This is a genomic window from Laceyella sacchari (genome assembly GCF_024927925.1).
GTDB classification, from domain to species: Bacteria; Bacillota; Bacilli; order Thermoactinomycetales; family Thermoactinomycetaceae; genus Laceyella; species Laceyella sacchari.
Window position 1 is genome coordinate 2,927,293 of record NZ_CP103866.1, and the last position, 25,808, is coordinate 2,953,100.

27 protein-coding genes are annotated in these 25,808 nt (G+C 48.1%); 11 read left to right on the forward strand and 16 right to left on the reverse strand.

The window, feature by feature from the left end:
- Positions 1-32 precede the first annotated feature (32 nt).
- Together NYR52_RS14330 and NYR52_RS14335 are read right to left on the reverse strand one after the other, a co-directional pair.
- The gene (locus NYR52_RS14330) at positions 33-1,313 is read right to left on the reverse strand and encodes a (Fe-S)-binding protein (protein ID WP_259436773.1); all 1,281 of its coding nucleotides are present in this window, start codon (positions 1,311-1,313) and stop codon (positions 33-35) included.
- 47 nt (positions 1,314-1,360) lie between these two features.
- A complete protein-coding gene (locus tag NYR52_RS14335) occupies positions 1,361-2,797 on the reverse strand; it encodes an FAD-linked oxidase C-terminal domain-containing protein (RefSeq protein ID WP_054096224.1) in 1,437 nt (478 codons plus the stop codon).
- 303 nt (positions 2,798-3,100) lie between these two features.
- On the opposite strand from NYR52_RS14335, the gene NYR52_RS14340 reads away from it, so the two are divergent.
- Positions 3,101-3,718, forward strand: a complete 618-nt coding sequence (locus NYR52_RS14340; protein ID WP_154987370.1) for a LysE/ArgO family amino acid transporter — start codon at positions 3,101-3,103, stop codon at positions 3,716-3,718.
- A gap of 48 nt (positions 3,719-3,766) precedes the next feature.
- Here NYR52_RS14340 and NYR52_RS14345 read toward each other — a convergent pair whose 3' ends face one another.
- Complete coding sequence (locus tag NYR52_RS14345; protein WP_259435893.1) at positions 3,767-4,537, reverse strand: peptidoglycan DD-metalloendopeptidase family protein; 771 nt, start codon at positions 4,535-4,537, stop codon at positions 3,767-3,769.
- 344 nt (positions 4,538-4,881) lie between these two features.
- Here NYR52_RS14345 and NYR52_RS14350 point away from each other — a divergent pair, with 344 nt between their 5' ends.
- Both NYR52_RS14350 and trxA read left to right on the forward strand, forming a co-directional pair.
- Entirely contained in the window at positions 4,882-5,307 is a 426-nt protein-coding gene (locus NYR52_RS14350) for an RrF2 family transcriptional regulator (protein ID WP_102993376.1), read from the forward strand.
- A gap of 168 nt (positions 5,308-5,475) precedes the next feature.
- Positions 5,476-5,793 (forward strand): thioredoxin, encoded by a 318-nt coding sequence (gene trxA / locus NYR52_RS14355; RefSeq protein WP_132221267.1) that lies wholly within the window; start codon positions 5,476-5,478, stop codon positions 5,791-5,793.
- A gap of 378 nt (positions 5,794-6,171) precedes the next feature.
- Here the strand turns inward: trxA and NYR52_RS14360 are convergent, their stop codons facing one another.
- From NYR52_RS14360 to NYR52_RS14395, 8 genes are all read right to left on the reverse strand, one after another.
- A complete protein-coding gene (locus tag NYR52_RS14360; RefSeq protein ID WP_259435894.1) occupies positions 6,172-6,939 on the reverse strand; it encodes a CAP domain-containing protein in 768 nt (255 codons plus the stop codon).
- Between the two features lie 243 nt (positions 6,940-7,182).
- On the reverse strand, positions 7,183-7,455 hold the full coding sequence (locus NYR52_RS14365) for a hypothetical protein (protein WP_259435895.1): 273 nt from the start codon (positions 7,453-7,455) through the stop codon (positions 7,183-7,185).
- A 91-nt stretch (positions 7,456-7,546) separates the two neighbouring features.
- Positions 7,547-8,179 (reverse strand): response regulator transcription factor, encoded by a 633-nt coding sequence (locus tag NYR52_RS14370; protein WP_022737138.1) that lies wholly within the window; start codon positions 8,177-8,179, stop codon positions 7,547-7,549.
- A complete protein-coding gene (locus NYR52_RS14375) occupies positions 8,176-9,240 on the reverse strand; it encodes a HAMP domain-containing sensor histidine kinase (protein ID WP_106342343.1) in 1,065 nt (354 codons plus the stop codon). The genes NYR52_RS14370 and NYR52_RS14375 overlap by 4 nt, the downstream gene beginning before the upstream one ends.
- Positions 9,237-9,947, reverse strand: coding sequence for a cell wall-active antibiotics response protein LiaF (liaF, locus tag NYR52_RS14380; RefSeq protein WP_259435896.1), 711 nt, complete (start codon positions 9,945-9,947; stop codon positions 9,237-9,239). Before liaF ends, NYR52_RS14375 begins: the two co-directional genes overlap by 4 nt.
- A gap of 183 nt (positions 9,948-10,130) precedes the next feature.
- Positions 10,131-10,418: a hypothetical protein gene (locus tag NYR52_RS14385; protein ID WP_132221275.1), complete on the reverse strand. Its 288-nt coding sequence runs from the start codon at positions 10,416-10,418 to the stop codon at positions 10,131-10,133.
- A 154-nt stretch (positions 10,419-10,572) separates the two neighbouring features.
- Entirely contained in the window at positions 10,573-11,214 is a 642-nt protein-coding gene (locus tag NYR52_RS14390; RefSeq protein ID WP_259435897.1) for a PspA/IM30 family protein, read from the reverse strand.
- A 33-nt stretch (positions 11,215-11,247) separates the two neighbouring features.
- A complete protein-coding gene (locus NYR52_RS14395) occupies positions 11,248-11,625 on the reverse strand; it encodes a hypothetical protein (RefSeq protein ID WP_259435898.1) in 378 nt (125 codons plus the stop codon).
- 285 nt (positions 11,626-11,910) lie between these two features.
- On the opposite strand from NYR52_RS14395, the gene NYR52_RS14400 reads away from it, so the two are divergent.
- The 8 genes from NYR52_RS14400 to NYR52_RS14435 all read left to right on the forward strand — a co-directional run bounded on the left by NYR52_RS14400 (position 11,911) and on the right by NYR52_RS14435 (position 21,274).
- Positions 11,911-12,996: a nitric oxide synthase oxygenase gene (locus tag NYR52_RS14400; RefSeq protein WP_132221281.1), complete on the forward strand. Its 1,086-nt coding sequence runs from the start codon at positions 11,911-11,913 to the stop codon at positions 12,994-12,996.
- A gap of 492 nt (positions 12,997-13,488) precedes the next feature.
- Positions 13,489-14,184: an iron-containing redox enzyme family protein gene (locus tag NYR52_RS14405; protein ID WP_022737145.1), complete on the forward strand. Its 696-nt coding sequence runs from the start codon at positions 13,489-13,491 to the stop codon at positions 14,182-14,184.
- A gap of 78 nt (positions 14,185-14,262) precedes the next feature.
- Positions 14,263-15,498, forward strand: a complete 1,236-nt coding sequence (locus NYR52_RS14410) for an ATP-grasp domain-containing protein (protein WP_259435899.1) — start codon at positions 14,263-14,265, stop codon at positions 15,496-15,498.
- Positions 15,499-15,507: 9 nt separating this feature from the next.
- The gene (locus tag NYR52_RS14415) at positions 15,508-16,722 is read left to right on the forward strand and encodes an ATP-grasp domain-containing protein (protein WP_132221285.1); all 1,215 of its coding nucleotides are present in this window, start codon (positions 15,508-15,510) and stop codon (positions 16,720-16,722) included.
- 22 nt (positions 16,723-16,744) lie between these two features.
- Positions 16,745-17,998, forward strand: a complete 1,254-nt coding sequence (locus tag NYR52_RS14420) for an MFS transporter (RefSeq protein WP_132221287.1) — start codon at positions 16,745-16,747, stop codon at positions 17,996-17,998.
- Positions 17,999-18,663: 665 nt separating this feature from the next.
- Positions 18,664-19,218: a DJ-1/PfpI family protein gene (locus NYR52_RS14425; protein WP_022737150.1), complete on the forward strand. Its 555-nt coding sequence runs from the start codon at positions 18,664-18,666 to the stop codon at positions 19,216-19,218.
- 341 nt (positions 19,219-19,559) lie between these two features.
- Entirely contained in the window at positions 19,560-20,723 is a 1,164-nt protein-coding gene (locus tag NYR52_RS14430; RefSeq protein WP_022737151.1) for a S8 family peptidase, read from the forward strand.
- Positions 20,724-20,932: 209 nt separating this feature from the next.
- A complete protein-coding gene (locus tag NYR52_RS14435) occupies positions 20,933-21,274 on the forward strand; it encodes a hypothetical protein (protein ID WP_132221291.1) in 342 nt (113 codons plus the stop codon).
- Positions 21,275-21,371: 97 nt separating this feature from the next.
- Here the strand turns inward: NYR52_RS14435 and NYR52_RS14440 are convergent, their stop codons facing one another.
- The 5 genes from NYR52_RS14440 to cdiI all read right to left on the reverse strand — a co-directional run bounded on the left by NYR52_RS14440 (position 21,372) and on the right by cdiI (position 25,805).
- Positions 21,372-22,004: a DedA family protein gene (locus NYR52_RS14440; protein ID WP_132221293.1), complete on the reverse strand. Its 633-nt coding sequence runs from the start codon at positions 22,002-22,004 to the stop codon at positions 21,372-21,374.
- Positions 22,005-22,893: 889 nt separating this feature from the next.
- Positions 22,894-23,259, reverse strand: a complete 366-nt coding sequence (locus NYR52_RS14445; RefSeq protein ID WP_259435900.1) for a beta/gamma crystallin-related protein — start codon at positions 23,257-23,259, stop codon at positions 22,894-22,896.
- Positions 23,260-23,710: 451 nt separating this feature from the next.
- On the reverse strand, positions 23,711-24,187 hold the full coding sequence (locus NYR52_RS14450) for a hypothetical protein (RefSeq protein WP_259435901.1): 477 nt from the start codon (positions 24,185-24,187) through the stop codon (positions 23,711-23,713).
- Between the two features lie 326 nt (positions 24,188-24,513).
- Positions 24,514-25,206 (reverse strand): hypothetical protein, encoded by a 693-nt coding sequence (locus NYR52_RS14455; RefSeq protein ID WP_259435902.1) that lies wholly within the window; start codon positions 25,204-25,206, stop codon positions 24,514-24,516.
- 212 nt (positions 25,207-25,418) lie between these two features.
- A complete protein-coding gene (gene cdiI / locus NYR52_RS14460; RefSeq protein WP_102993398.1) occupies positions 25,419-25,805 on the reverse strand; it encodes a ribonuclease toxin immunity protein CdiI in 387 nt (128 codons plus the stop codon).
- Between the last annotated feature and the right edge of the window lie 3 nt (positions 25,806-25,808).

Consider the following 25,808-nt stretch of genomic DNA (forward strand, 5'->3'; position numbering starts at 1 on the left):
TGCGTAATCCGTTCCCATCTCATCCCACATCCTCACAAGGCGCGGTCTAACAGATCCATGAGATGTACCGCTTCCACCTTTCCGGTTAGCCCCGCCCGGATGATACCCTGCCTCATCTGTAACAAACACCCGGGATTGGAAGTTGCAATGAAGTGCGCATCCGTTTTCTTCACCGCTTCCATTTTTGCATCCAATATCTCCATCGATTGGGCAAAATGCGTGATGTTATAAATGCCCGCCGATCCGCAACACTGATCCGCCTGTTCCAACTCCACCACTTCCACTCCGGGAATGAGGTTAAGCAATTGGCGCGGTTGGCCACGCACCCCCTGACCATGGGCAAGGTGACAAGAATCTTGGTAAGTGACCCGCGCGCTAAGCTCTTTAGTGAAAGAAAGCGGTGGCAATGACGCCAACCATTCGCTGGCATCCCGCACCTTGTCCGCAAACGCTTTGGCACGCTTTTGCCAACCCGGATCATCCTCAAACCAATGAGGATACTCCTTGAGCGCCGCCCCGCAACCGCCGGCGCTGTTGACGATGAAGTCTACTTGGCTTTGTTCAAACGCTTCAATATTCCGCTTCGCCAACTCCACCGCCCACGCCTTCTCCCCAGCATGAGCATGGAGCGCCCCGCAACAAGTCTGGCCGCTGACAAACACCACCTCACACCCAGCCTTAGCCAACAAACGCGCTGTCGCTTGATTGGTCTCAAAAAACAAGACATCCATCACGCATCCGGTAAAATAACCAACGGTATACAAGCTCTCCCCTTCCGCCCGCATCCGTCGTTGGCGCTTACTGCGAATAAATGGTGAGGCCACCGGTTCCACCGCCTGTTGCATTTCCGCCAGTGCCCGTGGCAACACCCGGGCCAAACCGGTGCGCGTAGCCAGTTTTTGCAATCCCAGCGTTTGTACCGTCCACAACACCGTACCCAAGGCGTTCATCCGGTTTGGGTGGGGAAAAAGGTGTTCAAACACCAACCTCCGCAACAAGGAGGACTTGGCCGTCTTTTTGTTCTGATCTTCCACCACCTCACGCGCCGTTTCGAGCAAACTGCCATAAGAGACGCCCGCTGGACAAGCTGTCTCACAGGCGCGGCAGCCCAGGCAAGCGTACATGTTTTTGGCAAACTCTGCATCAGTTGGCAATTGAGCTTGCGCTACCCCTTTCATTAAAGCAATCCGTCCGCGAGGGCTGTGCGATTCCAAACCCGTCTGCCGATACGTTGGGCAAGCGGGCAGGCAAAAGCCGCATTGCATGCAGTTCATGATTTCATCCAATTTGATTTTTCCCGTAGCTACAGGCATCGCCTTATCCTGGCCGACTGCCGGATCACACGCTTTATCCGTTTGGTTCATTGTTTGATCACCACCCGACGGCGGTCACTGTTGGCAAACATTTTGCCCGGATTCATGATGTGATTGGGATCAAACGCTTCTTTGATTGCTTTCATCAAGGCGATACCCCCTTCTCCCACTTGCAATGGCAGATAATCCCGTTTCGCCAGCCCAATCCCGTGTTCGCCAGAGATCGTCCCGCCCAATCGCAGCGCAGCCAGGAAGATTTCCTCAAAGGCCTGTTCCACACGTGCCAGCTCTTCTTTGTTCCGTTCATCCGTCAGACAAGTGGGATGCAAGTTGCCATCCCCAGCATGGCCAAACGTGCAGATCTGCACATCGTATTTTTCCGCGATCCGCTCAATCTCTGCAACCATCTCCGCCAAACGGGAACGGGGCACCGTGGCATCTTCCAGGATGGTGGTAGGCCGCAAACGGGACAATGCCGACAAAGCTGTGCGCCGGGCCGCCAGCAGGTTGGCACCCTCTTCAGGCGTCTGAGCCACCCGTACTTGCACCGCCCCTTCTTCCTTGGCGATCTCCGCGATCCGCTCTATATCTCGCTCTACCCATTCTTCCGGACCATCCTGCTCGATGAGCAACATCGCCTTCATTTCCGTCGGCAAACCCAGCTTCGCAAATTCATCCACTACCTGCATCGTGGCCTGATCGAGAAACTCCATCGTCGCCGGGATGATTTTGGCAGCGATCACCCGCTCGACCGTCCGCGCGGCGTCGCCTAGGCTGGCGTAATAAGCTGCCATGGTCCGTTTCGCTTCCGGCAATGGAAGCAATTTGAGCGTTAACTGTGTGATGACGGCCAAGGTCCCCTCCGATCCGGCCAATAGGCGCGTCATATCATATCCGGCCACATCTTTGACGTTTTTACCGCCAGAGCGCAACACTTCGCCCGACGGCAAAACATATTCCAACCCCATCAGGTAGTCCTTGGTGACCCCATATTTTAATCCTCTCATCCCTCCCGCGCACTGAGCCACATTTCCACCCACCGTGGAGATGCGCATACTGCCCGGATCAGGCGGATAAAACAAGCCTTCCGCTTCCACCGCCTGGTGGAGATCAGCCGTCACTACACCCGGTTCCACCGTCACTGTCAGATTCTCGCGATCAATCTCCACGATCCGGTTAAACCGTTGCATATTCAGCACAATCCCTCCCGCCGTCGGAACCGTGCCCGCCGCCAAGTTGGTACCCGAACCGCGCGTCGTGACAGGGATCCGGTGTTCATTGGCGATCTTCAGGATGTTCGATACCTCTTCAGTGGTTTGCGGCATAATCACCGCGTCCGGCATCGCCTGGAAAATCGGTGTGGCATCATATGAGTAAACAAATCTTTCATTCAAGCTGTCCAAAAACCGCTCTTCACCAACGACCGCAACCAAGCGCCGCTTTACATCCGGAGCCAGCTTCCCTTCAAGTCTGTCCGCATTCATCCCAAACCCCTCCTCGCGCATAAAATGAGATGGATTGCTTCCTCACCCTAAGTTATTCCTCTGCCCCCGCGCAAACTCCTGGAACGAAGATGCGCCGGCGCCCGAAGCACTTGAGCCCCTGTTGGCCATGCCCCCTTGAAGCTGTCACACCCAAGTCAACCTAAAAAATTTTTATTTAACATGCCATTTCATATAAAATAAATATTATATCTATTTCGTTTTTCCATCACATTGGTTTTAATAACACCCACCACACGCCCGGGAACGGGTTCGGTTTAGCTTAACCAAGTGGAGGTGCCAACGATGATTCAAGCTCTGATCCATGGCGCGCTTCTCGCCTTTGGCCTAATTTTACCCTTGGGCGCGCAAAATGTGTTCGTATTCAACCAAGGTGCTACCCAAACGCATTTTCGTCGGGCCTTGCCCGTCATCTTGACTGCGTCGTTGTGCGACACATTGCTCATCACCTTGGCGGTGTTGGGCGTCTCCGTTCTCATCCTTACAGTCAGCTGGTTGCAAATCGTTTTATTCTCGATCGGCATCTTGTTCTTACTCTACATGGGTTGGTCCATCTGGCGAACAGAAACAGGCCCGGCTGAGAGACATGCAGAGCAGATGTCGACCAAGCAACAGATTTCCTTTGCCGCTTCTGTATCCTTATTTAATCCTCATGCGATATTGGACACGATCGGGGTGATCGGCACCAGTTCCATCCAATATCAAGGAATGGAGAAATGGGCTTTTAGCCTCGCCTGTATCTCCGTTTCCTGGCTGTGGTTTTTCGGATTAGGCCTGTGTGGAAGGTGGGTTGGCCAACTGGATGCGTCGGGCAGGGCTCTAGGCTTCATCAACAAGATTTCTGCCTTGATCATTTGGGGCGTGGCTGTCTATATGATCCTTCACCTCACCAACCCAAATTAGTTGCAAAGCAAAGCGCCAATCCGCGGATTGGCGCTTCAACTTCACCCATTAACTACAAGTGGGAGCCACTTGCCCATCTGAACCGGTGTAAACATACGTATCGGAAATATAGCCCGTGCCAATGTAATCCCACAAGTTACTGGTGCCATATGTTCCCGTCACGGTTTCTCCCCGTTTTTGGCACTTGATCGTAACTTTTTGCCCATCAGCCACAGATCCAACAATGGCATAGTTGGTTCCCGGGCCGGAACGCACATTGACCGAAACGCCGCTGTTCGTGTTCACCGTGCCAGTGACTCCGCCCGTGCTACAACTGTTCTTGCTGGTGTAATTTTTGGTGCCGAAGTAGTAAATTTGCGACCCGTTCCACACGATTTTTTGCGGGGACCCGTTTAGACGTTGCTCATAATGCAAGTGCGGCCCCGTCGATCCCCCCGTTGAACCGACAGTTCCGATTTTTTGTCCTTGTGAAACCGATTGTCCAACACTGACGCTGAACGAGTTGAGATGCGCGTACAGGGTCGTCCATCCGCTTCCGTGATCAATCACCACGTACTTGCCGTAACTGGTCGAGCCCAAATCGCGCACGGTAGTCACCTTGCCCGCGGCAGACGCGACAACCGGGTCTCCCAAATCATCGGCCCGATTCAAATCAACCGAGTTCTGAGGATTATGATTGGTACGCGTCTGTCCTTCCCAAACTTGGCCACAAGGGAACGGCATTTGAAAAGCCGGAGCGGCGAGAGCGCTTTGCGGAAAAAATGTAACAACAACCGACAATAGCAGGGTCAACAATGAAAACCGCACGATGTGATTCATCACAGCATCTCCTCCAAACGATGATTGCCAAACCCATTTCTCCTAGCCGGGAAAGGATTTGTCATTTTTGCTGTTCGCGAAATGCCCTAAACAATTATGTCCTTTTTCGCCACCATTTGCTCTCCTGTTACGAATAAACCGTCCCTACTTTTCTTTTGCCCCATCTCCTCCTTTGTTGGCACAAGATAAAGAGAAAACGCATATATAATTATTCAAAAGAAACATAATTCCCTCTATTAAAACCGGTAAAAATAACATTAAATTTGTGAATTTTCCTGCCACCCTCGTTTGACAAAGCCAAATGTAACTGTTATGATTACATTTACCCGAGGAGGATGGCTGCATTGAACAGTGAATTTCACATCGCCGTACACAGTCTGGTCTTTTTGGCCTATCTGCCCTCGCGCATGGCTTCCAGTGAATTGCTCGCCTCCAATATCTGCACCAATCCCGTGCGGATCAGGAAAGTGATGAACCTGTTGAAAACAGCTGGCTTGGTCGACGTGCAAAAAGGAACGGGCGGCGGATACATTTTACGTGGCAATCCCCGCCAGATCACATTGGGATCGATCTACCGCCTGACATCTGCAGGCTCGCTGGTTTCTGACTGGCGCTCCGGCGACCCGACCATGGATTGCATCGTCGCCTCGCAAATCGGCCAAGTGATGAGTCACATCTTCGAGGGCGCAGAGGAGCAATTCGAACGCCATTTGGATCAGTACACCATCCAGGACCTACTCAACCAAATGCAAATGAATAAAAGAAATTAGGGGGCGTGTCTAGGTAGCACATATTCCACTCCATGTGATTACTTGGTTTGCCAGACACGCTCTGGACCACTCATTTACTTTGCAATCATTTGTGGGTTTGCGGCTCTTTGTTTCGGGTAAAGTGTAACTGATATAGTTACAATTAAACTAAAAGGGAAGTGACACCTGATGTCCGTAATCAACATTAATGATGCTACGTTTGAACAAACTTTGAAAAGCGCCCCCTTGGTGCTCGTCGACTTCTGGGCTCCGTGGTGCGGCCCATGCAGAGCTTTGGCCCCGATCTTGGATGAATTGGCGGCCGAATTGCAAGGCCAAGTCGTCATCGCCAAGCTGAATGTAGATGAAAATCCGCAAACAGCTGCCAACTTCGGCATTAGAAGCATTCCGGCCCTGAAACTGTTCAAAAATGGCACCGAAGTAGATTCACGTGTCGGTTTGCAACCGCTGAAAGAGCTGAAAAATCTGATTCTCCAACATCAATAACATCCCTTTCAAGACCGGCAACACCTCCCCGATCAGGCTGTTGCCGGTCTTTTCGCTATGTTGTAGCACCAGTATATAAAACCAATTCTTTTTTTATAGTAAAAATACCGATTCAAAATGGTATAATAACAGTAAATACCTAGGAATCCCATCACGCTTTCCCATTTCGCATCGCACTATCACCCATGCTAGTTTTCTTTGCCTATCACGTTGAAGGAGGGAGCGCGCATGGTCCGCCCACAATTGTCCAAATGTTCAAAATGCGGCAAAGACGAGTGCGAGTGCTGACTGGGTAACCTTCTAAAAAGCCAAACGACAGCCCAACAGGGGCTGTCGTTTGCTATTGTATCTATCGTATATCATGAACACCCACTTGGATTATTTAGCGATAAATTGCTGAGTCCAATAGCATCCGTAAGAACCGCCTTTGACATATCCGACACCAATATGCGTGTAATCCGGATTCAAGATGTTGGCGCGGTGTCCATCGGAATTCATCCAGCTCTCCATCACTTTCTCGGCGGTGGTTTGCCCGGCAGCGATATTTTCTCCCGCCATCCGGTATTTCACTCCAAACTGCTTCAACATATCAAACGGCGAACCGTAAGTGGGCGAATCATGGCTGAAGTAATTATTTTCTTTCATGTCTTCTGATTTTTTCCGAGCGACGCGAGATACGCTTTCGCTGATCTCCAATTTGTGCAATCCCCGTTGTTGCCGCTCTTTGTTAACCAGTGCAACAACTTCTTTTTCAATTTCCAACATCGCGGACTGGGATTTGTCAGGGATGGATTGGTTTGACTTGTCATCAGCTTGATTCGTTGTTCGATTATTTGTACTCTTCTCCCGGTCAGTACTTTCTTCTCTCTTTTCCTGTTTGGACGAAGATGGTGCGGATGGCTTGGCTTCTTCTTTTATCTCTAGTTTTGTTTGCTTCTCAACTGGTTCACTTGGTTTCTCCGCTTTTTCCGGGGAAGGCGGTTCCTCCATGGCCACTGTCACATCATTGGTTTCCGCTACCGGCTCAGCTTCTGGAACCGGCTTGGCAACGGACTTGGTCTCTGTCTCGGTTGACTTCGCTTCTGGCGCACAGCCTGTTAGCGCAACTAACACAGCTAAACCCAGAGCGGACATGGCTAGGCGCATCATTGACCTCCTAAAGCAAAATATTCTTATATGAATGAGTATAGCTCAAACAACAAAGTGACAACGATGTGAAATGTGCAATTTCATTGAAAGATGGAAAACCAAATCAAGGCGATTCCATGTTGACATCCATGCATCGCAAAAGAGCTACTCTGAACCTCGCCAACCTCTCCCACTCTCTTGTTAAAAAAACAGCACAGGTCCAATCTCGACTCTGTGCTGGCTGGGCTGTACCAAACACCCTCATGATTGCTTCCGCTCTTCAATTTGACGCAACAACATCTGCGCCTTAAAATAATACAAATTTCGCCGCACTTGCCCCGCATCCGGGTTTTCCGAAGACTCCCCCACGTTTGGGTCAATTTGTTTCAATTGGTGACAAATCAAATTCAAGGCGATCTTTTGCCGTTGGAGGGTGAGCCACTTTGGCTTCTCCCCTTCTTGGTTTAACTTGGTTTCAATCCGCTCCAACTCCCGATTCACTTGCTGCAAAAAAAGGTCCTCACCGATAATCATCATGTGTCTCCCTTGCGATGTTTTTGTCCTATATATATTAACCTTTTATTGATGCAAAGTGAATGCGAAAAAAGACCGGATCTAATATCCCTTAGGGCACCAAGCGATTGCGGTGGGCGTAGATAGCCGCTTGGGTGCGGTCTTCCACTTCCAGCTTAGAAAAAATGTGGGTGACGTGGGTTTTCACCGTTTTCACGGTGATGTGGAGCAAATCGGCAATCTCTTGGTTCGTCTTCCCTTCTGCAATCAAGCGGAGCACCTCTATTTCCCGAGCAGTCAGGGACTCATGCGGTTTGCTTTCTTCCGCGCGCCGCATTTTGGACAGCATCTTGCCAGTCACTTTGGCCTCCAAGACCGGTTCCCCCTTCATCGCCGCCCTCACCGCCTCGGCGATTTCATGCGCCTTGGATGTTTTTAACAAATAACTAAAAGCGCCGGCCTCAAGCACAGGATACAACTTGTCATCATCAATAAAGCTGGTCAGGACAATGATCTTCGGATTCTCCATGACGCGGCAGATCTCCTTGGTAGCCTCGATTCCATCCATCACATCCATGACCAGATCCATCAAAATCACATCTGGCTGGGTCTCTTGTGCCAGCCGAACGGCCTCAAGGCCATTGGCTGCTTCCGCGACAATCGTGATGTCCGGCATAACCGACAAATAGGAAGCCAAACCCATCCGCACCATCTCATGGTCATCCACGATCATGACTCGAATCACGCTTTCTCCCCCTCTCCATCAACCACAATGGGCACTTTCACTTCGATTTGCGTCCCTTTGCCCGGCACGGAAATTACTTCAGCGATGCCCCCGATTTCACTGGCCCGCTCCTGAATGGACTGCAAACCGTATGAAGAGGACTTCACTTTGGACATATCGAAACCCACGCCGTTGTCAATCATCCGCAAATGGACATGGCGTCCCCGGAACACCAAACGCACGGTGACTGACGTCGCTTGCGCGTGGCGAAACACATTGGACAACCCTTCTTGCACAATCCGAAACAAATGATCCTCTACTCCTTTGGGCAAGCGAGGCAAATCCCCTACTTCCCAGTGCAACGAAGCGGGATGCTTGGCGCCAAACTCCTCAAGCAACTCCGCCAATCCCTCTTTCAGCCCTTTGCCCTCCAGAGTTACCGGGCGCAATTGCAACAACAGCGCACGCATCTCGTTTTGGGCAATCCCGGCCATTTTCTCAATCATCGCAATTTGCTTGCCCACCGAGTCCTCCGCTTCAGGCAAGGTTTCTTTCATCGCCGAAGCCATCAAGGAGATGGCAAACAGCTGTTGACTGACAGCGTCGTGCAACTCCCGTGCCAACCTTTGCCGCTCTTCGGAGATAACCGCTTGTTTCTGAGCTTCTACCCATTCCGCTTTCTCCGTAGATAATTTTTGCAATGAGGCGACTTGCTTTTCAATCCGTTCTGCCATCTGATTCAACCGGGTTCCCACCAAGCCGATTTCATCTTCCCCAAGATCGGGCAGGCGATAGGAGAAATTACCTCGCTCAAAGCGCAGAATGGCCTCAATCAAGCGGGACAGCCTCCGTTTAATCGCATACCCGTAGAGAAAGCCGGCGCAAGCGCCCACAAGCAGAACCAAAACAAACGCCACCAACAAAACAGGCACTTTCGACAACTTGGTTGTCCACAGCGTTTCCCAACCCAAGCGATAGGCATTGAGAAACACGGTCAGCAACAAGAAGGCCAAAACGGCGCAAACCCAGATGGTATACTGTGTCATGCGCCAGTGGATGTTGGTCGGTCGGTTTCCGTTCATAATTGCCTCACGCCCACGTCCCCTACCAACAGGGAAATGCTTATTTTCACTTTCCGCCTGGCTTGCTCATACCCTTTGGTCTCCAACATGATTTGGCGGTTAACGCCTCCTTGGTGGTGGCCTAGGATATCCAAATAACCGGCGCTAACGGTCGCGGCCACAGACACATCGAGGTCATCCGGGACATAAATGTCCACATCACCGATAAGTCCGCTGATCACAATCGCACTTTCCCCTTCGGGAATGATCGCTTTTGACAAATCCAATTTAATATCGTTAACCATAGCGGACCGATTGAGATCAACCAAGTCATAACGCAGATTCATCAAGTGCAGGGTCCCCGCCATTGCATTGGGGGAGCCGGATTTCTTTACGATCAAATCAGCTGGCGGCACATGGGCACCTCCATCTATTTCCGGCGTCTTCTCTTGGCTACGGCCAGTGAACAGGCGGTAGCCGAAAAAGACCAGCAGGATGGAGAAGGCAATCCATCCCCACTCCACTTCAGCAAGGTGACTGATAAATACAATCGCGGATAAAAGCAAAAAGCCATAACCCCATTTGCGGCGGTGATTGCGCAATAAAATAACCCCGATAATAAATAAAACCAATGAACCAACAAAAGACCAATCAGTCAACCCCCATAAAATCAAGGCCCCAGCACCTAAGATAATCCATCCCGCCAACCTGTTTTGAAACAGGCGCACAATGCTCCCCCCTTCATTCCCACATGGCCGAGTGCTCAATACACACGGATCTTGCCGCTCAGATTCTCCTGCATAATGGCATGCCTCCCCTATTCGTTGGTCGTCCTTCCATCCAATTTATTTTCAGGGATCATATCCTTCTATTATGGACGAAGAGCCCCGGCATTGAAAACAGGGCAACGGTCAATCCCGGATCATGCGCCATCCCCAATACAAGCATGCCGCGCCAAAGCAAAAGCCGATTAAAAAGGGGACCCCGGGCAAAAACAGAAGAATACCGAAAAGAAAAGTAAACAGTCCCACCCGTTTTTCCTCCGTCGATTCCGCTCTTTTCATCAAGCTGACGCCAATGACGATCACGGCCCCAGCAAGCAAAGAGCCCGCTATGCCATCGGGGATGCCATTTATGAACGCCAGCGCCCCAAGAATCATAAAAAACAAGCCAGCCTGCTTTTTTTTGTCCCGCTTCATCTTTCCCCACCTTTATCAATTATGTTCCCATTGGCCTTCGGTACAACGAATCTAAAACCACCTCATGCCCGAGCCCTGACCGGGCAATCCAACAGCCAACGCACAAAAGACTCCGGATTCGGACGGAGTCTTTTGTGCGCATGCCCTCTTGTCCTTATGAACTCCCTTCAGCCGGATTCAGAGCGATCTGTGCGGCGGATGACGGTGCCGGAATCAGCTTCGCCTCCGTGGGATTCTCACCAGCTAGCTCCTGTGTCTTCATCTCCATTTCCGCAATGCGCTCTTCAATGCGCTGGAACTCTTTCAGTAAGGTGTCAGAAGTGGTGAAATGAAGCATGGCTTGAACGCGCTGATTCGCTTTAGCCATCTCAGCGCGGGCCACCAATTCATTTTTCTTGTCTTTCAGATCAAGATATTTTTTCTCCAGTTGGCTCACTCGATGCCGCAAGGCTTCTGTCTGCGTGGTAGATTTTTGCTCATATCCTTCGTATTCTTTCACTTTTTCTAGATAGTATTCTTCTTCCGCCAAGGCTCTGTTTGCCAACTCTTCTTCTCCCGCTTCTTTGGCGATTCTGGCTTGTTCTGCACGTTTTTCAGCCAGCTTGCTCGCATCACTTGCTTGCCGGCGGTATTGTTCAGTCAGCAACTGTTGTTTGGCAAGCATCGCTTTACCCGCGGAAATTTCCTTTTCAATGTTGCGCAGATGTCGTTTAAGCATTGCTTCTGGCTTGTCCGCATCATTGATGATTTCATGGTAAGTCGCCACCAAGTAATCCCAAATTCGTTGCCAAGACATAAGCCATTCCCCCTCATGATATTTGATTTCATACTATTGTTTGTTTTGTTTATCCATAAACGCACGCCAATCGGCATCAAAAGAAGTATCGTTTGTCGGCGTTCTTGGCGCGGTCACCTTCTCCAAAGAGATGGGTAGACCCCCGTTGAACACCTTCCATCCCAGATAAAAGAGCACTCCGCCAATCAATAAACCGACCACCGAGGGGAACCATCTGAATAACAATAGCGCAGCTGCCCCCATTACTAATACGGCTACTACCTTTTGCCCTTCAGTGGTTGCCCGTTTCCACCGTTTCAATCCGTATACCATGAGAGCACCCGTCAACATCAAGACGAGCAAGCCGCCAATGTCATCGAGGCAAATGGCGATCCCGATGAGTAACAACAACCCTCCAAACAATTTTTTCATCTGTTTCCCTCCCTTGCACCTGCTCGACTCCATCATACCGAAGCGTCCTTGTTCACAACACGACCCTGAGTGCTATTTTCGACTACGACTTGAGTCGGAGGGGCACTTGCGACCATAGCGCGATTCCCTCTCAATCCTTCTATGCACCATTTGCTTTGCCAAAACAAACCGGCTCTTTTTTATCACCAATAGAAACTGATATGATGGACATGCCATTTCATATCTCGATGAAGTAACCGATTGCTTAAACCTACATTGTTTATTCAGGAGGACGCTCATTTTCATATGAACAACGCGCTACATCATGCGGCAGAACAATTCATCCAGACTTGCCACCAGGAACTGGGCAAACCATCAACCGAAACACAGGCGAGACTGAAAGAAGTGAAACGGCACATTGACCAGTTCGGCTATTATGAGCACACAGACGAAGAACTGGTGCATGGCGCCAAGATGGCCTGGCGCAATGCCAATCGTTGCATCGGCCGCCTGTTCTGGAATCGCTTAAACGTGATCGACGCCCGTCATCTCCAAAAAGAGGCGGATGTGTTTCAAGCCTTGCTCAATCACATTGAAATAAGCACCAACGGTGGTGAAATCATCCCCACCATCACTATCTTCCAACCAGAGATGGCTCAAGTCGCCCCAGTGCGGATCTGGAACCATCAACTCATCCGCTATGCGGGATATGACACCCCCTCCGGCATCGTAGGGGACCCATCATCCCTGGCTTTCACTCGCGCTTGCCAATCCTTGGGTTGGCGCGGAGCTGGCACGCATTTCGACCCGTTGCCTCTCGTCGTCCAACTGAACGGGCAAACGCCGCGGTGGCTGCCGATACCGCAAGAACTCATCTTAGAAGTGCCGATCCTTCATCCGCACCATGACTTATTTGGCGGGTTGGAGGTCAAATGGTACGCCGTGCCAATCATCGCGGACATGCGTTTGGAAATCGGCGGGATCAACTACCCGGCAGCTCCGTTTAACGGCTGGTACATGGGCACAGAAATCGGAGCGCGAAATCTGGCAGATGAAACGCGTTACAACTTGCTTCCGCGCATCGCGGCCAACCTTGGTTTGGACACGCGTTCCAACGCCTCCTTATGGAAAGACCGGGCCTTGGTCGAGTTGAACATCGCCGTGTTGCACTCCTACAAACACCACGGGGTGACCATCGTAGATCACCACACAGCCGCTCAACAGTTTAAAACCTTTGAAAAAAACGAAGCAAAAGCTGAACGGGACTTGACCGGAGACTGGACTTGGCTGATCCCTCCCCTGTCGCCCGCGGCAACCCACATTTTCCACCAAACTTACGAAAACGCGATTGTGTCACCCAATTTTTTCTATCAACAGCCGCCTTATCACTAATAAGGCGGTTTAATCTTGTTATCTAAGAAAACCTTGAACCACACACGGGGCAGGTGTATGATCGAAAGTAAAATTTTAAATTTATATTCCAAAGCAGACGAACATGAGCACTTCCGTTCACAGTCCGTCATCTGCAAATGATCCGTTATTAAAAAACATAAAATCAATAAATAACAACAATAACTTCCCAACCATTCCAAAGCGTGTCTGATAAATAGACCAGCGGCTCCAAAACCTTATTTTCATTCGCTTCACACATTGCGAGGCACTCCTCAAGAAAAGGTTTCCTCCCCCCGCTTCTTCCTCACACATCTTGATTTGCCAGACACATCCTAGCAACACTCAATCAATTCATAATAAAAATAATGAATGTACATATAATTAAATTTTATATATAACTGATTCGACTAAATTTATTGAATATTTTATTGTCGGGTGATATATTGTACTTGTGAATTCAAATATCACGAAAAGAAGGGTGGATGCCAAACCATGGCCGTAACAACGGGTATTCCGACAAGAGAAGAAATGGAAAGCATTGCTAAGGAAGAAATGGAGAAGTTGTTTGAGACTGTTCCGATGACCAAAGAGTTTCACGCCGGACAAGCTATTGATCGGGAATATTACAAACGTCATCTGATGGAAACGATCATTCGGATCGGACTGAACAATGAAGTCGACTCCTATTGCTTGTACAAAATCGGCTACAGCGACAACAAACTAGCGCAACTCCTCTCCACTTACCTCGCGGAAGAATTCGGCCATGACAACCTGTTCCTATCCGACCTGGAGAAATTCGGCGTGACCAGGGAAGAAGTAAAAAACACTCCCCCGCTCTTTTCTACCCAATTGCTGATCGGCTACATGTACTATTCCATCGACAAAGACGGCCCCATGCCCACCATGGTGTGGAACTGGTTCGTCGAATGGTATTCCGACCAATATAACATGAACATCGCCAAAAAAGCCGCTGACGAATACGGCACAGAATATGTGAAGGGCTCCATGGCCCACCTGGGCGTGGATGAGCATGAAGATCACGTCGGGCTCATGTATCAAACCGTCGAGCGGGTGATGAAAACCCCAGAAGACGGCGAGAAAGCAAAAGATTATCTGCGTAAATTCATCCACCTCATCAGCATGTACTTCCAAGAGTTATATGACACAACGATTGGTCAAAACGCTTAAAGCAAACCCAAGGGAGAAAATGTTCTTCATTTTCTCCCTTCTATATAATCCCCACATATTGAAAGGATGAGAAAGGCAATGAACGTGGTAATATTAGAGCCTGTTTCTTCGGGATGGAAGCTGATTCCCAAAGCGAAAGAGTTGAACCACACCGTGATTGTTCTGACCTATGACCAAGGGGAACGGATCATTCCCGCCGAGTTTCTGCGGCTGGCCGACCGGATTGAGCGCGTTGACACAAACGACGACCAGGCAGTGATAGATCTAGCTTGGAAACTGGATAAAGAACTGGGTATCGATGCGGTTATACCCGGATTTGAGTATTATGTCCCCCTGAGTAACCGGATTAACCATTTGTTGGGCAACGCGGGATTAAAGCCTGAAGTGGTCAATCACGTGCGATACAAGGATTTGATGCGAACAGCCCTTGCCGATGCTGGAGTGCGTGTCCCTCGCTACCGCTTGGTGACTGACGCAGAGGAGCTCGAAGCAGCGGCGGCGTATGTCGGTTTCCCCCTGGTCGCCAAACCGGTTGACTGCTCGGGAAGCTTCAACGTGCGAAAAGCGAACAACCACTCGGAATTGGAAGAAGCTTACCGGCGCATCTCGGAAATGGCGGTTAACGATTTGGAACAGACAGCGCGGGGGGATGTGCTGCTTGAAGAATATTTGCAAGGGCCGGAATACAGTGTGGAAGGCTTGGTAGATGGGGAAATGATTCACTATTTCAGCATCACCGAAAAACTGCTGGGCCCGGAGCCTTACTTTGTGGAAGTGGGCCATATTGTCAGCGCCCCCTTGGACGCAGAAGCTGAAGAAACCATCCATCATTACGTAGGCCAAGTCATCAAAGCACTCGGCATCAACATGGGCCCATTCCATGCTGAAATCCGCCTGACATCAACAGGGCCCGTCTTGATCGAAATCGGGGTGCGCTTGGCTGGAGATTACATCTGCGATTTGATTTATCATGCCAAAGGAATCGACCTGTACAAGTTGATGATAGACAGTTACTTGGGCAGCCCTTTGTCATTGCCGGAGCAAACTTCCCAGCGGGTAGCGGGAGTCCGCTTCTTCGTTCGCGAAAATCTCAAACGCTATGACACGGTAGAAGGATTGGAGCAACTTCGCGCCCTTGACGGTCTCATTGACTGCAACCTCACCATCCCCACAGGTCAGGAGATTCCAGAAGCGAACAGTTTCATGGGCAGAATCGGATATTTTGCCGTGGTTGGTGACGACTATGATCGCCTGAAAGAAACTTTGTTGCAAGGCGACCGCCAAATCAAGTTTAAGCAGCTCACCAAAAAATAGGAGGAGCCGATGAAAGCGGAAAACATCGTGGTGATCAACCGTTGGGATGACGACTTCGCCGCATATGATCGCTTGATAGACCATCAGCAACACCGCATCTTCTACATTGTGAATAAAGCCGGTGCTGAGGGCATCCGCCATATTAAACAACATACAAAAACGTATATGGTGGACGATCTCGAAGATATAAACCAATTGATGGGTCCCATGCAGGCGATTAGCGATGAACATGGACAAATTGACCGGCTCTTAGCCCTGTCGGAGTTTGATTTGATCCAAGCGGCCGAATTGCGTTCACGCTTTCGTATCCCCGGTGTGGACAGGGAGCAAGTCAAACTGTTTCGCGACAAGGTGAGCATGAAGGAGCGGCTGCTCACCAAAGGGTTGTCCGTTCCCCGCTTCCTTGACTTGCGCGACAGTGAAGATGCCATCCGTTTCGCTGCGGAAGTGGGTTACCCGCTGATTCTCAAACCCCGGACGGGCGCCGCGAGCCAAGGGGTGTATAAGGTCGACACGGAAGCAGACCTCCACTGCCTTCTTCAAGCGATCGACATCACCGATTACGAGTGTGAGGAGTATGTGAACGGCCCCATCTATCATGTGGACGGTGTGATTCATCAACAACAGTTGCTATTCGTCCGACCCTCCCGCTATATCCACACCTGTCTGGATTTCAACCATGGCCAGCCGCTTGGGTCAGTCATGTTGCCTCCGGGCGAACAAAACGACACCATCACGCAGTTTACCAAACAAGTACTTCAAACCTTGGGTCTGGAGCGTGGCATTTTCCATTTGGAGATCATTATGCGGCACGATTCCGAGCCGGTCTTTCTGGAGATCGGGGCCAGAATTGGTGGAGGAGAAATTCCTTTTTTGATTAAAGACCTCTACGGGCTGGACTTGGTCAAAGAATGGGTGGATCTCGAGCTGGACCAGTTTAAGGGCTTGCATATCAAAAACTCGTCTTGGTACGGAGGCTTCCTCATGGTACCGGAACCGACCGAAACCCCTTGCGAAGTGGTAGAGCGAACAGATCTGATTCAAACCATCGGTACCTTGTACAAACAGATCCTGCCTGAACCCGGCCAGATCTTGGATGGGAACGGCGGCTATCTGAAGATCGGTGGCCGCTTCCGATACAAGTCCCTGGATCCCATGCAAATTGAGCGGGATATTGCCATGACCATCGAGAAATACAAATTGATTACCCGTTTATGCGACTAGAAAATGAGAAGGTGGTTCATGCATGTCTCGTCTAAAAGTGTTTAAAAACAGACATTTCAACTTCTTCTTTTTAGCCACGCTCGTCGGGCTACTCGGCGAAGGGATGTTTACTTTGGCCACACTCGTCATCATGACCAAAACAACTGGCTCAGTCATTGCAATCGGCTATATGCTCATCCTGCAATTAACGCCATCCCTGTTTCTCTCTCCCTTCGCTGGCGTATTAATCGACCGGATCAACAACGCCAACATCGCCATTTGGTGCAACCTACTCCGCTTCCTGTGCATCGGTGCCTTGCCATTGCTCACCTATCTGGGCGCATTCAACATGCCCCTGTTTTATCTGTCTGTCTTCTTAAATTATATCGCTTGGTATATTCTGGCTCCGACCACAGAAAGCATGTTGAAAAAAATACTGAAAGAAGATGAATACGTTTACGGCGTATCGCTCACCGAATCGGCTTGGCAAGTGGGGCTGCTGTCAGCGGCACTGTTCGCAGGACTGTTTATGAAAATGTGGGGCGTCGATGTGACGCTGATCATCACCGCGGCCACTTACCTGCTTGGCGTCGCTCTCTTCATGCCGTTGAAAGGAGTCTACGCCGACCGCCCACAAGCAGCTTCGCTTTCCTTGACGGCCTATTTCAACGACATGAAGGAAGGCTGGGATTATCTAGTCAACCACAAAAAAATGTTTTACTTCAGCTTGGCTTCCGCCATCTCCCTCCCTTACTTGATGACCATGAATGTACTGATCTCTCCATTCAACTACAACCTTATCAACGGCAATGAACTCACGCTGGGAGTCATCGATTCAGCAGCGGGAATTGGCAGCTTGATTTCCGCCGCCATCTGTATCATCTTGGCCAACAGCAAACGCTTACCTGGTTTGTTGCTGGGGTCGATTCTGTTCACCGCATTGTCCACCTACCTGTTTGCCGCATCACCAAATACATTGTGGGCTTTTTTCTATTACTTGCTACTGGGCCTGTTTGTGGGAAATACGAAAGTCTTGTCCAAATCGCTCGTGTTCACTTATGTCCATCCTGATTATGTCGGACGTACTATGACAGCTATTTCCATGCTCAGCCTTTTGTTGGCGATCGTCAGTTGTTGGGCGGTGAGTTACATTGGGGAAATCGACTTGAAATTGGCTTACTACGCATTGGCTGGCACATTGGTGTTTCCCCTCATCTGCACGTGGTTGGGCAAAAGACGAGTGGAATCGGACAGCCTTGTTCACACACAACAAAGAAAGGCGGTATCCAATGATTAAGACGAGAGGCAACACGCTTGTTCTCTGTTGATCACAACCATGGCAAAGGAAGGTTAATAAGCATAGCAAACCTCAATAAGGCCGTCTTTTGGCGGCCTTCAGAGCCGGTGCTCCTTCTCCAGTCCGCATCCGCCCACCGGCAGACAAGGCTGATTATTCACCATGTGTCAGATGGACAGCATCTTTTCCTCCAAACAGCGTTCCTTCAAGCCCTGAAAAAGACAAGACATGGAGCCCACTTGCATTCCCCTTTCCGGCTCGCGCGTTCAACCTACATCGAGAGATAACGTCTAGAGCGTGTCTAACCTTTTCAAATTGACGGATCGCGGCCCATTTATCAGACACGCACTCTAGAGGGCAGAGGATGTGAATCGATTGATTTACTCTTGTAAAAAGCATCTGTTACAAGCGGTAAAACAGTATCTGGTCCCCCATGTCAATCAAATGAACAACATGACTCGCCCCTGTTTCATGTGCAAATCCAGGGCCGATTACACTGTTTATATCTTTTCCATCCACAAGAAGCACACAAAACGCGGACAGACGGAACCACTTTTCGACCATGGAGCCAAACAGCTAAAAAAGACGTTTCATCCTTGCGCCGAAAGTGAAAAAAATGAGGGGAAATTCATCTCCCACAACCAAATGCAAAAGGGGGACCAGCCATGTCCAAAAAAATACTGATTGTCGCCGGTGACGCTGTCGAAGCGTTGGAAGTTTACTATCCGTACTACCGGTGTCTGGAACAAGGCTATGAAACAGATATTGCCGCACCAACCAAGAAAACCATTCACACTGTGGTACACGATTTTGAAGCTTGGGAAACCTACACCGAGAAAAAGGGGTATGGTTTGGCGGCCACCCTCTCCTTCGCAGAGGTTGACCCCAACCAGTATGACGGACTCATCATTCCAGGCGGGCGAGCTCCCGAATACATCCGCCTCCATCCCGATTACGGTCGGATTTTGCGTCCGTTTTTTGAAAACAACAAACCGATCATGGTTGTTTGCCATGGGGGAATCTCCCTCGCTCCAGTTAAAGACCTGATCCAAGGTCGATCCATGACCGCTTATACCGCCTGCAAGCCCGATATCGAAGCTTTAGGCGCTACCTATGTAGAAAACCATGTACACGTGGACGGCAATCTCATCTCCGGCCATGCTTGGAACAACTTGCCCGATTTGATGCGTGAATTCATCCAACAGGTGGAAAAGCGCTGAACACACTATCGGATCAGCACCATATCAGACACCTGAGCAGCATCAACAACAAGGGAACCCATCGGTTCCCTTTTCTTATATATCCAGCAGATTTATTTTTGAATTCTAACCCAACTCGCCCGCATATCTTGTAAAAAACCTCACTCCAAAATGGAAATAATTGAAAAAATAAAGCAATACAAAGCAACATATAACATTTTAAATAATAAAATAAATTCCTTGTACATTAAATTATATGAAATAACTTCCACAAAACCACATAATTACCGACACACTTTTGTAACAAAATTTGATTATTTTCATTTTGTAGAATATTAATCCGATAACGAAAGGATGAGCCGATGTTTAAGCATCCATTTGCTGTGGTCACCGCTTTGGCCCTGAGCACCATGATGGTCATATCGCCCGCCATTCCCCAAGCTCATGCAGTCGCCCAAGACCAAAAGCCGCAAGAAATCATCGTTAAGTTCAAACCTGGCACGTCTTCAACCAAAGCCGCTTCCATTCATGCGACTGCCAAAGGTCAAGTAGCCTCCAAACATGCCAAATTGGGGTACCAAGTGATCAAACTGAACAAAGGGCAAAGTGTCCAAGAAGCCATCAATGCCTATAAAAAGAACCCCAACGTCGAATATGTTGAACCCAACGGCGAAGTGCATGCCACCTTCATCCCAAACGATCCCAAATACTCTCAACAATACGCTCCGCAAAAAGTGGGGGCGGAAGCTGCTTGGGATGTAACAAAGGGTTCTAACCAAGTAAAAGTGGCCATTGTTGACACCGGCGTGGATTACAATCATCCGGATCTGGCCGGCAAAGTGGAAAAAGGGAAAGACTTCATTGACAATGACAACGATCCCATGGACGAAAACAGCCACGGCACCCATTGCGCCGGGATCGCCGCTGCCAAAACCAACAATGGTGAAGGGATTGCCGGTATGGCTCCTGAAGTAACCATCTTGGCAGAGCGCGTCTTGGATGCCAACGGTTCCGGCACATGGGATTCAGTGGCCAATGGCATTACCCATGCCGCTGACGCCGGCGCGCAAGTCATCAGCTTAAGCTTGGGTGGACCGCAAAGCTCCCAAACCCTAGAAAATGCGGTTAAGTACGCGGCCAGCAAAGGCGCCGTGATTGTGGCTGCGGCTGGTAATGAATCAACCAGCGCCCCCAGCTACCCTGGCCGGTATGATGAAGCGATCGCTGTTGCCGCCACAGACCAAAACGACAAAAAAGCTTCTTTCTCCAACTACGGTGACTGGGTTGACGTAGCAGCTCCAGGAGTCAATATTCTCTCCACCGTACCTGGTGGTGGTTATGCAGCGATGTCCGGCACCTCCATGGCTACCCCGTTGGTCGCCGGTGAAGCCGCATTGCTCGCATCCCAAGGCAAAAGCGCCAGTGAAATTCGTCAAGCCATCGAAGGAACCGCGGACAAAATTTCCGGTACGGGCACTTATTGGGCTCACGGCCGCATCAACGCCGCTAACGCTGTAAAACAATAAGTACGGAAACAGACATTCACAAGCTAGAGTTTGGTATCGCCTTCCTAACCAAACCACTTGAACGATAACGAAAAACAACTCCTCCAAACACGTGATCCAAGCAAAACAGCGGGTTTCCTTCTACCCGCTGTTTTGCATTTGCTTAGTCCAAACATTAGCAATTTATGCTATGATATCTTTTATACCTTTGATGAAGGAGGAACAAGTGCATGATCGTTTGGAAAGGATGGGGTATTTTAATCCTTCCTATTGTGGCATTGTGTGTAGCTCCATTACAATTCCTTACCGTCGAATGGCTGAATTTTCCTGAACAATCCTTGCCGGCAAACCTCGCCCTCATCGTGGGCTTTTTCCTATCCGCCATCATAATTTGGTTTTTGGGAAAACGATTGAACAGCAAAACGGCTGAACGGGTGTTTGTGGACAAGGAGTCAGGACAAGAATTCAAATTAGGTCCCCAACATTCGTTTTTCTACATCCGCATGGAATATTGGGCCTTCATTCTTCCCGTCATCGCGGTAATCATCTTTATCGCCAGACTGGTGGGCTAAAGTAACTTCTAAGCCGGAACGGATGGTTCCGGCATCCCCTCCAATTCCCGGCAACCTTTTTCATTGCCATGCCCCCTTCATTTGCTTGTACTGCCATTTACTCCGTCCGGTTGTCCACCTGTTTGGAAGGATTGAAACGGTTTCCCCATTTGACCAGCGCAAATACCGCCACGGCAATCCCCAAAACGATGAACAAGTATTTCAAATATTTTTCAACCAACAAAAAAACTTCCTCCCACTGTTCACCAAAAACGTATCCAATAGCAAAAAACGCCATCACCCACATCAGAGCTCCCGGATACGCATACAAAGCAAACGTACGGTACGGAATGCGGATAATCCCTACAAAATAACCGATAAACTGGCGAATCCCAGGCACAAAGTAACTGATAAGTAACAACTTATTCCCGTATTTACGATAAGATTGCCGCGTTTTCTCCAAGCTTTCCGGCTTTATAAACAGCCATTTCCCATAGCGCTCAACCAATGGCGCCCCCAGCTTATAACCAAGTGCATAAGTGGCGGTCATCCCCAAAACTGCCCCGGCATAGGCGGCTCCGATGGCCGGCAACCACGACAGCACCCCTTTGAAAGACAAAAAACCGGTGTAAGTCAATGTCGTATTGCCCGGAGGAATCGGCAAAGCAATCGCATCCAGAGGCAACCCGATCAACAGAACCCAGTAACCATAGTCTGCGAACAATTGTTCAATCAATTCCATAAACTTCATTTCAAGTAGCGCTCCTTAATGATGACTGACTGGCATCGTTTATTGTTTTCATTTATTTCGGAGTAAAGATTCCGCACATAGATCACAACCGACAATCTTCTTCCGGGTTCGCTGAATATGGGCAAACCTTTTTATCGCTTTTGGTGAAGTAGACTCCAACCAGGCCTATTTCTAACTGGAATCACTACAAAAGTCCCGTTCCCTCCTCATTAAATACATATAATAAATAAATTCATACTAAAAAACGCAAATGTTACATAAAAAATCAAAAAAACCTATTTTAGGGTGTGTCCGGCAACTCAAGTTGGTGGAAAAGAAGCGGCGGAAAAGCCTTTTCTCAAGGATCGCCGATGCGCAAGTGAAGCGAATGAGAAAATGGTTTAGGAGCCGCTGGCCTTTTCACACCTTAGCACCCGAACTGATCCGGTTGTCCCGTTATTTTAAAACAGTCATTTATCCTGCCAAACCATAATACCCAAAAGTGGAGAATTAAACACTTTTCCTTTTTATGAATTTTTTCCCCCGATATTATGTTCTTCGAGCAAATTAACAGTTTTCAAGCAATGCGGTTATTTCCCATTCAGTTTAACATCAGCTTCATCCATTTCAACTTTCACTTAAAGACAATGAAATGAGACCAGAGAACTTATAAGTGAGCCCATGACAAAAGGTTCTTACTCTTATACACAAAAGAGCAAGAACCTTTTGTCAAATAAGGAGGAGGAACCACATTCAGCTTAGGGCATGTCTGGCGAATCAAGCTAGTGGGTAGATGCGGCGAACAACCCTTTTCCCCGACAAGCATCTCGTCACATATGAAGCGAATGGGAAACCGTTTTGGGAGCCGCACTCCTATTTTCATCAGACACGCACCAGAAAACCACTTTTTTTAGTCAGCACGCAAAGAAGAGATCATATCATTGAAGCCCCAGCTGCCCAAGTCGGGACTGCCTTGGCAGAATCTGAGCGAACGTCCGCCCCAATAAGCATGCTCAAACACTCTTACACATCCACCGGAAACCTTGAGAGAAGAAGCCATATCATTAAACCAGCCAACCCCTCTGTAACCCTCACTGTCAACGCACGCACTCCAAGTGCGACCACCATAATTAATATGCTCATACAATGTGACATTGACACAAGCCTTCGTATTGGCCTCATTAGTTGCCTCTGCAGCGCTCACGGTACTGAACCCAAGGGAAAACACCGTCACCACAGCCATGCAAACCGCTAACCATTTTCCGAAGATTTTCATGATTGATTCCTCCTATCACACTTATGTTAATGGTCAAAAGAGGAAAACAAACCAAGTAAACCCTCCTCCTTATTCCAAATTTTATAAAATTCAGAACATTTTTTCAATGTGTTCTAAAACACATTGCTTAGCTGATCATCGTAATATTTCATCTCTCAAAAATATTTTATTGCATTTATGAAATAATTAAACGGATCCTCGCTTATCTAATCATCCACTTCACATATACCAGTGCAAACAGCAATTTCTCCACAGCGTACCGTTTATTTAGCATGCAAGAGAAAGAGCCAACGATTAATCTTCCCTTTCTATGTAATTTCACTTAGCCTATAAAAACACCCAATCCTTCACCCTTAAAAATCGGTCAAGCGTGACCACGCCTAATTACTAAAAACCCGGTCCTCTTTCGGATTCATCTCGCCTCATTTCATTAAACAACACTCGAACAAATTTACCGACCTTGTAACCTTGTTTTTTCTTCATTGAGCTTTTTATTCATTTGTTTCATCTTCTTTTGAAAAAGATTATAAATATAGTTACCTCTTCTACGGTCGACACTAGCTGTGACTTCTGTTAATGGACAAATTGGTGGAACTGATTCGGTTTCAACCACGATGACTAGTAGCTCATAAAACACATTATCCGGTTCATCTAAATAAAGCTTCCACTTTCCCTTCAACTTTCTACGATATACCTCCCCAACATATCGTGCCAATGAGTCCAACATCGTCTTCTCACTATCTTTTAATATATCTCCTACAGTAGCATAGTTTTCCAATATCCAGCTTTCGAGTCGCAATAATGAGTCAGGACTGTAATTAAGTTGTAGCTCCTTCGGCAGCTTTTCAATTAATTCATCTAATCTATCCTCCATTTCCATTAACCAGTATTGAAATAAGTCTTTATTTGCTTCATGATCACTTTTCATCTGCCATGCTGCTTCCTTTCTCAATTTCGACTACAGATTTAGCAAGTGGGCAAACCAGAGAGAACTCATTTTCAATCCCTCTCATTCCCTCTTAACCAGTCACTCATACTGCTAGAGAACGTGCCTTCTGTTGCCTTCATTGCTCCCAAGATCCTACGTATTTAATAGTTTTTTTCAATAAAATGCCCCCACCACTTATTGCTCCTTCCATTAATAGAGCGTGCCTGATGAATAAACCAGCGACCGCAAAATAGCGTCCCCACTGACCAAGCGGGCCCTCATTGAAGAAAATCCGCCAGTTTTATTCGCCAGACACGCCCCAGATTTCAGCCTATGATACGACCCTTTTCATCTATTGGAATTACCTCTCCGTCAATATCTCTAGCATTATCCAATCGATAGCCGTTAATGAGGCAAAATTCATTTGCATCATCTATAATCGGTTCAACTCCAAGAGCAGCTTCTATTTCATAAAGCGCTTTTTCCAGCCTCGGTGCATTCCATTTATAGATTTCTTGTTGAGGCTCCCCTGCCAACGTATTTGGTAACCAAGCCGTGCTATACGTTATTACATCAACTACTAATGCTTCAGTAAACCTCGCTTCTATACTTACCACATTCTTGAATCCCTGCTTCACACCGTCCTGATTTATAAGCTTTCCTTCACCAATAATCTGAATAAAACAAGGATATACGTAACCGGTGGCTCCTTGTTCCTTCTTCAACCAATCCAAAAAATACGTTGCTAACTCATTCTCATTGTAACTAGGATAGTCTATTAAAATGTCTCCCTTTTGAATCAGTTGCCACTTTACTTGTTCTCCTACTTTCTCATTAAACAACCAACGATTCGACAAAAGGATCTTTGAAGGAGATAATAATTCATACCGTTTCAATATTGAAATACATTTCTCACACATGTCTATAAGTGATCTCATCCGTCCAGGTTCAACAAAAGTTTCTATCTTCGTCCTATCCTCCAACCACCAATGAGCAATGGGTCTATCTAAAATAACCATGACTTAGTCACCCCATCCGAGAAATTTAGTTTCATACCTGGAAATCTCCCGGCAGTATCTTCTAGACTTTGAAGTCTATTCTTTGCTTAAAATTCTTCCCACATTCCATCTTTGATAATTTTGTTATTAGCTGGGCATTTACTAGTTGCTTTGTTGCACTAGTAATGTTTGAATTAATTTTTTTATTTGATTGAAGCTATACCTCTGTTCTTTCATTGTGATATGTCAAATTTATGTTTAATTTCTTGTAAGTAAGCTTTAACTTTATCTTTATCATGATGATTTCGGGTTAAATAATTATCACTTGCTTCTTTTAAATATTGATAAAATGTTTCATAGTCTACAATTGCATTTTCCTCTATCTCAACCAATGGAGGATGTATACTAAAATTCACTCCACTATCTCCAAAATACCCTTCCTCCCAAGGTTCATAATCCATAGCAAAGGTACAGCAAACTGGACCTATACCAAACCCCTGTCCTAACCTAAATTCATTCAACGCTTGTAAAAATTTACCATCGCCTATTACTTGATAATAAAACCTCATAACGTCCACTTTTTCCTCAAAGTCTTCTATTATCAGAACATCATTTTCCATTTC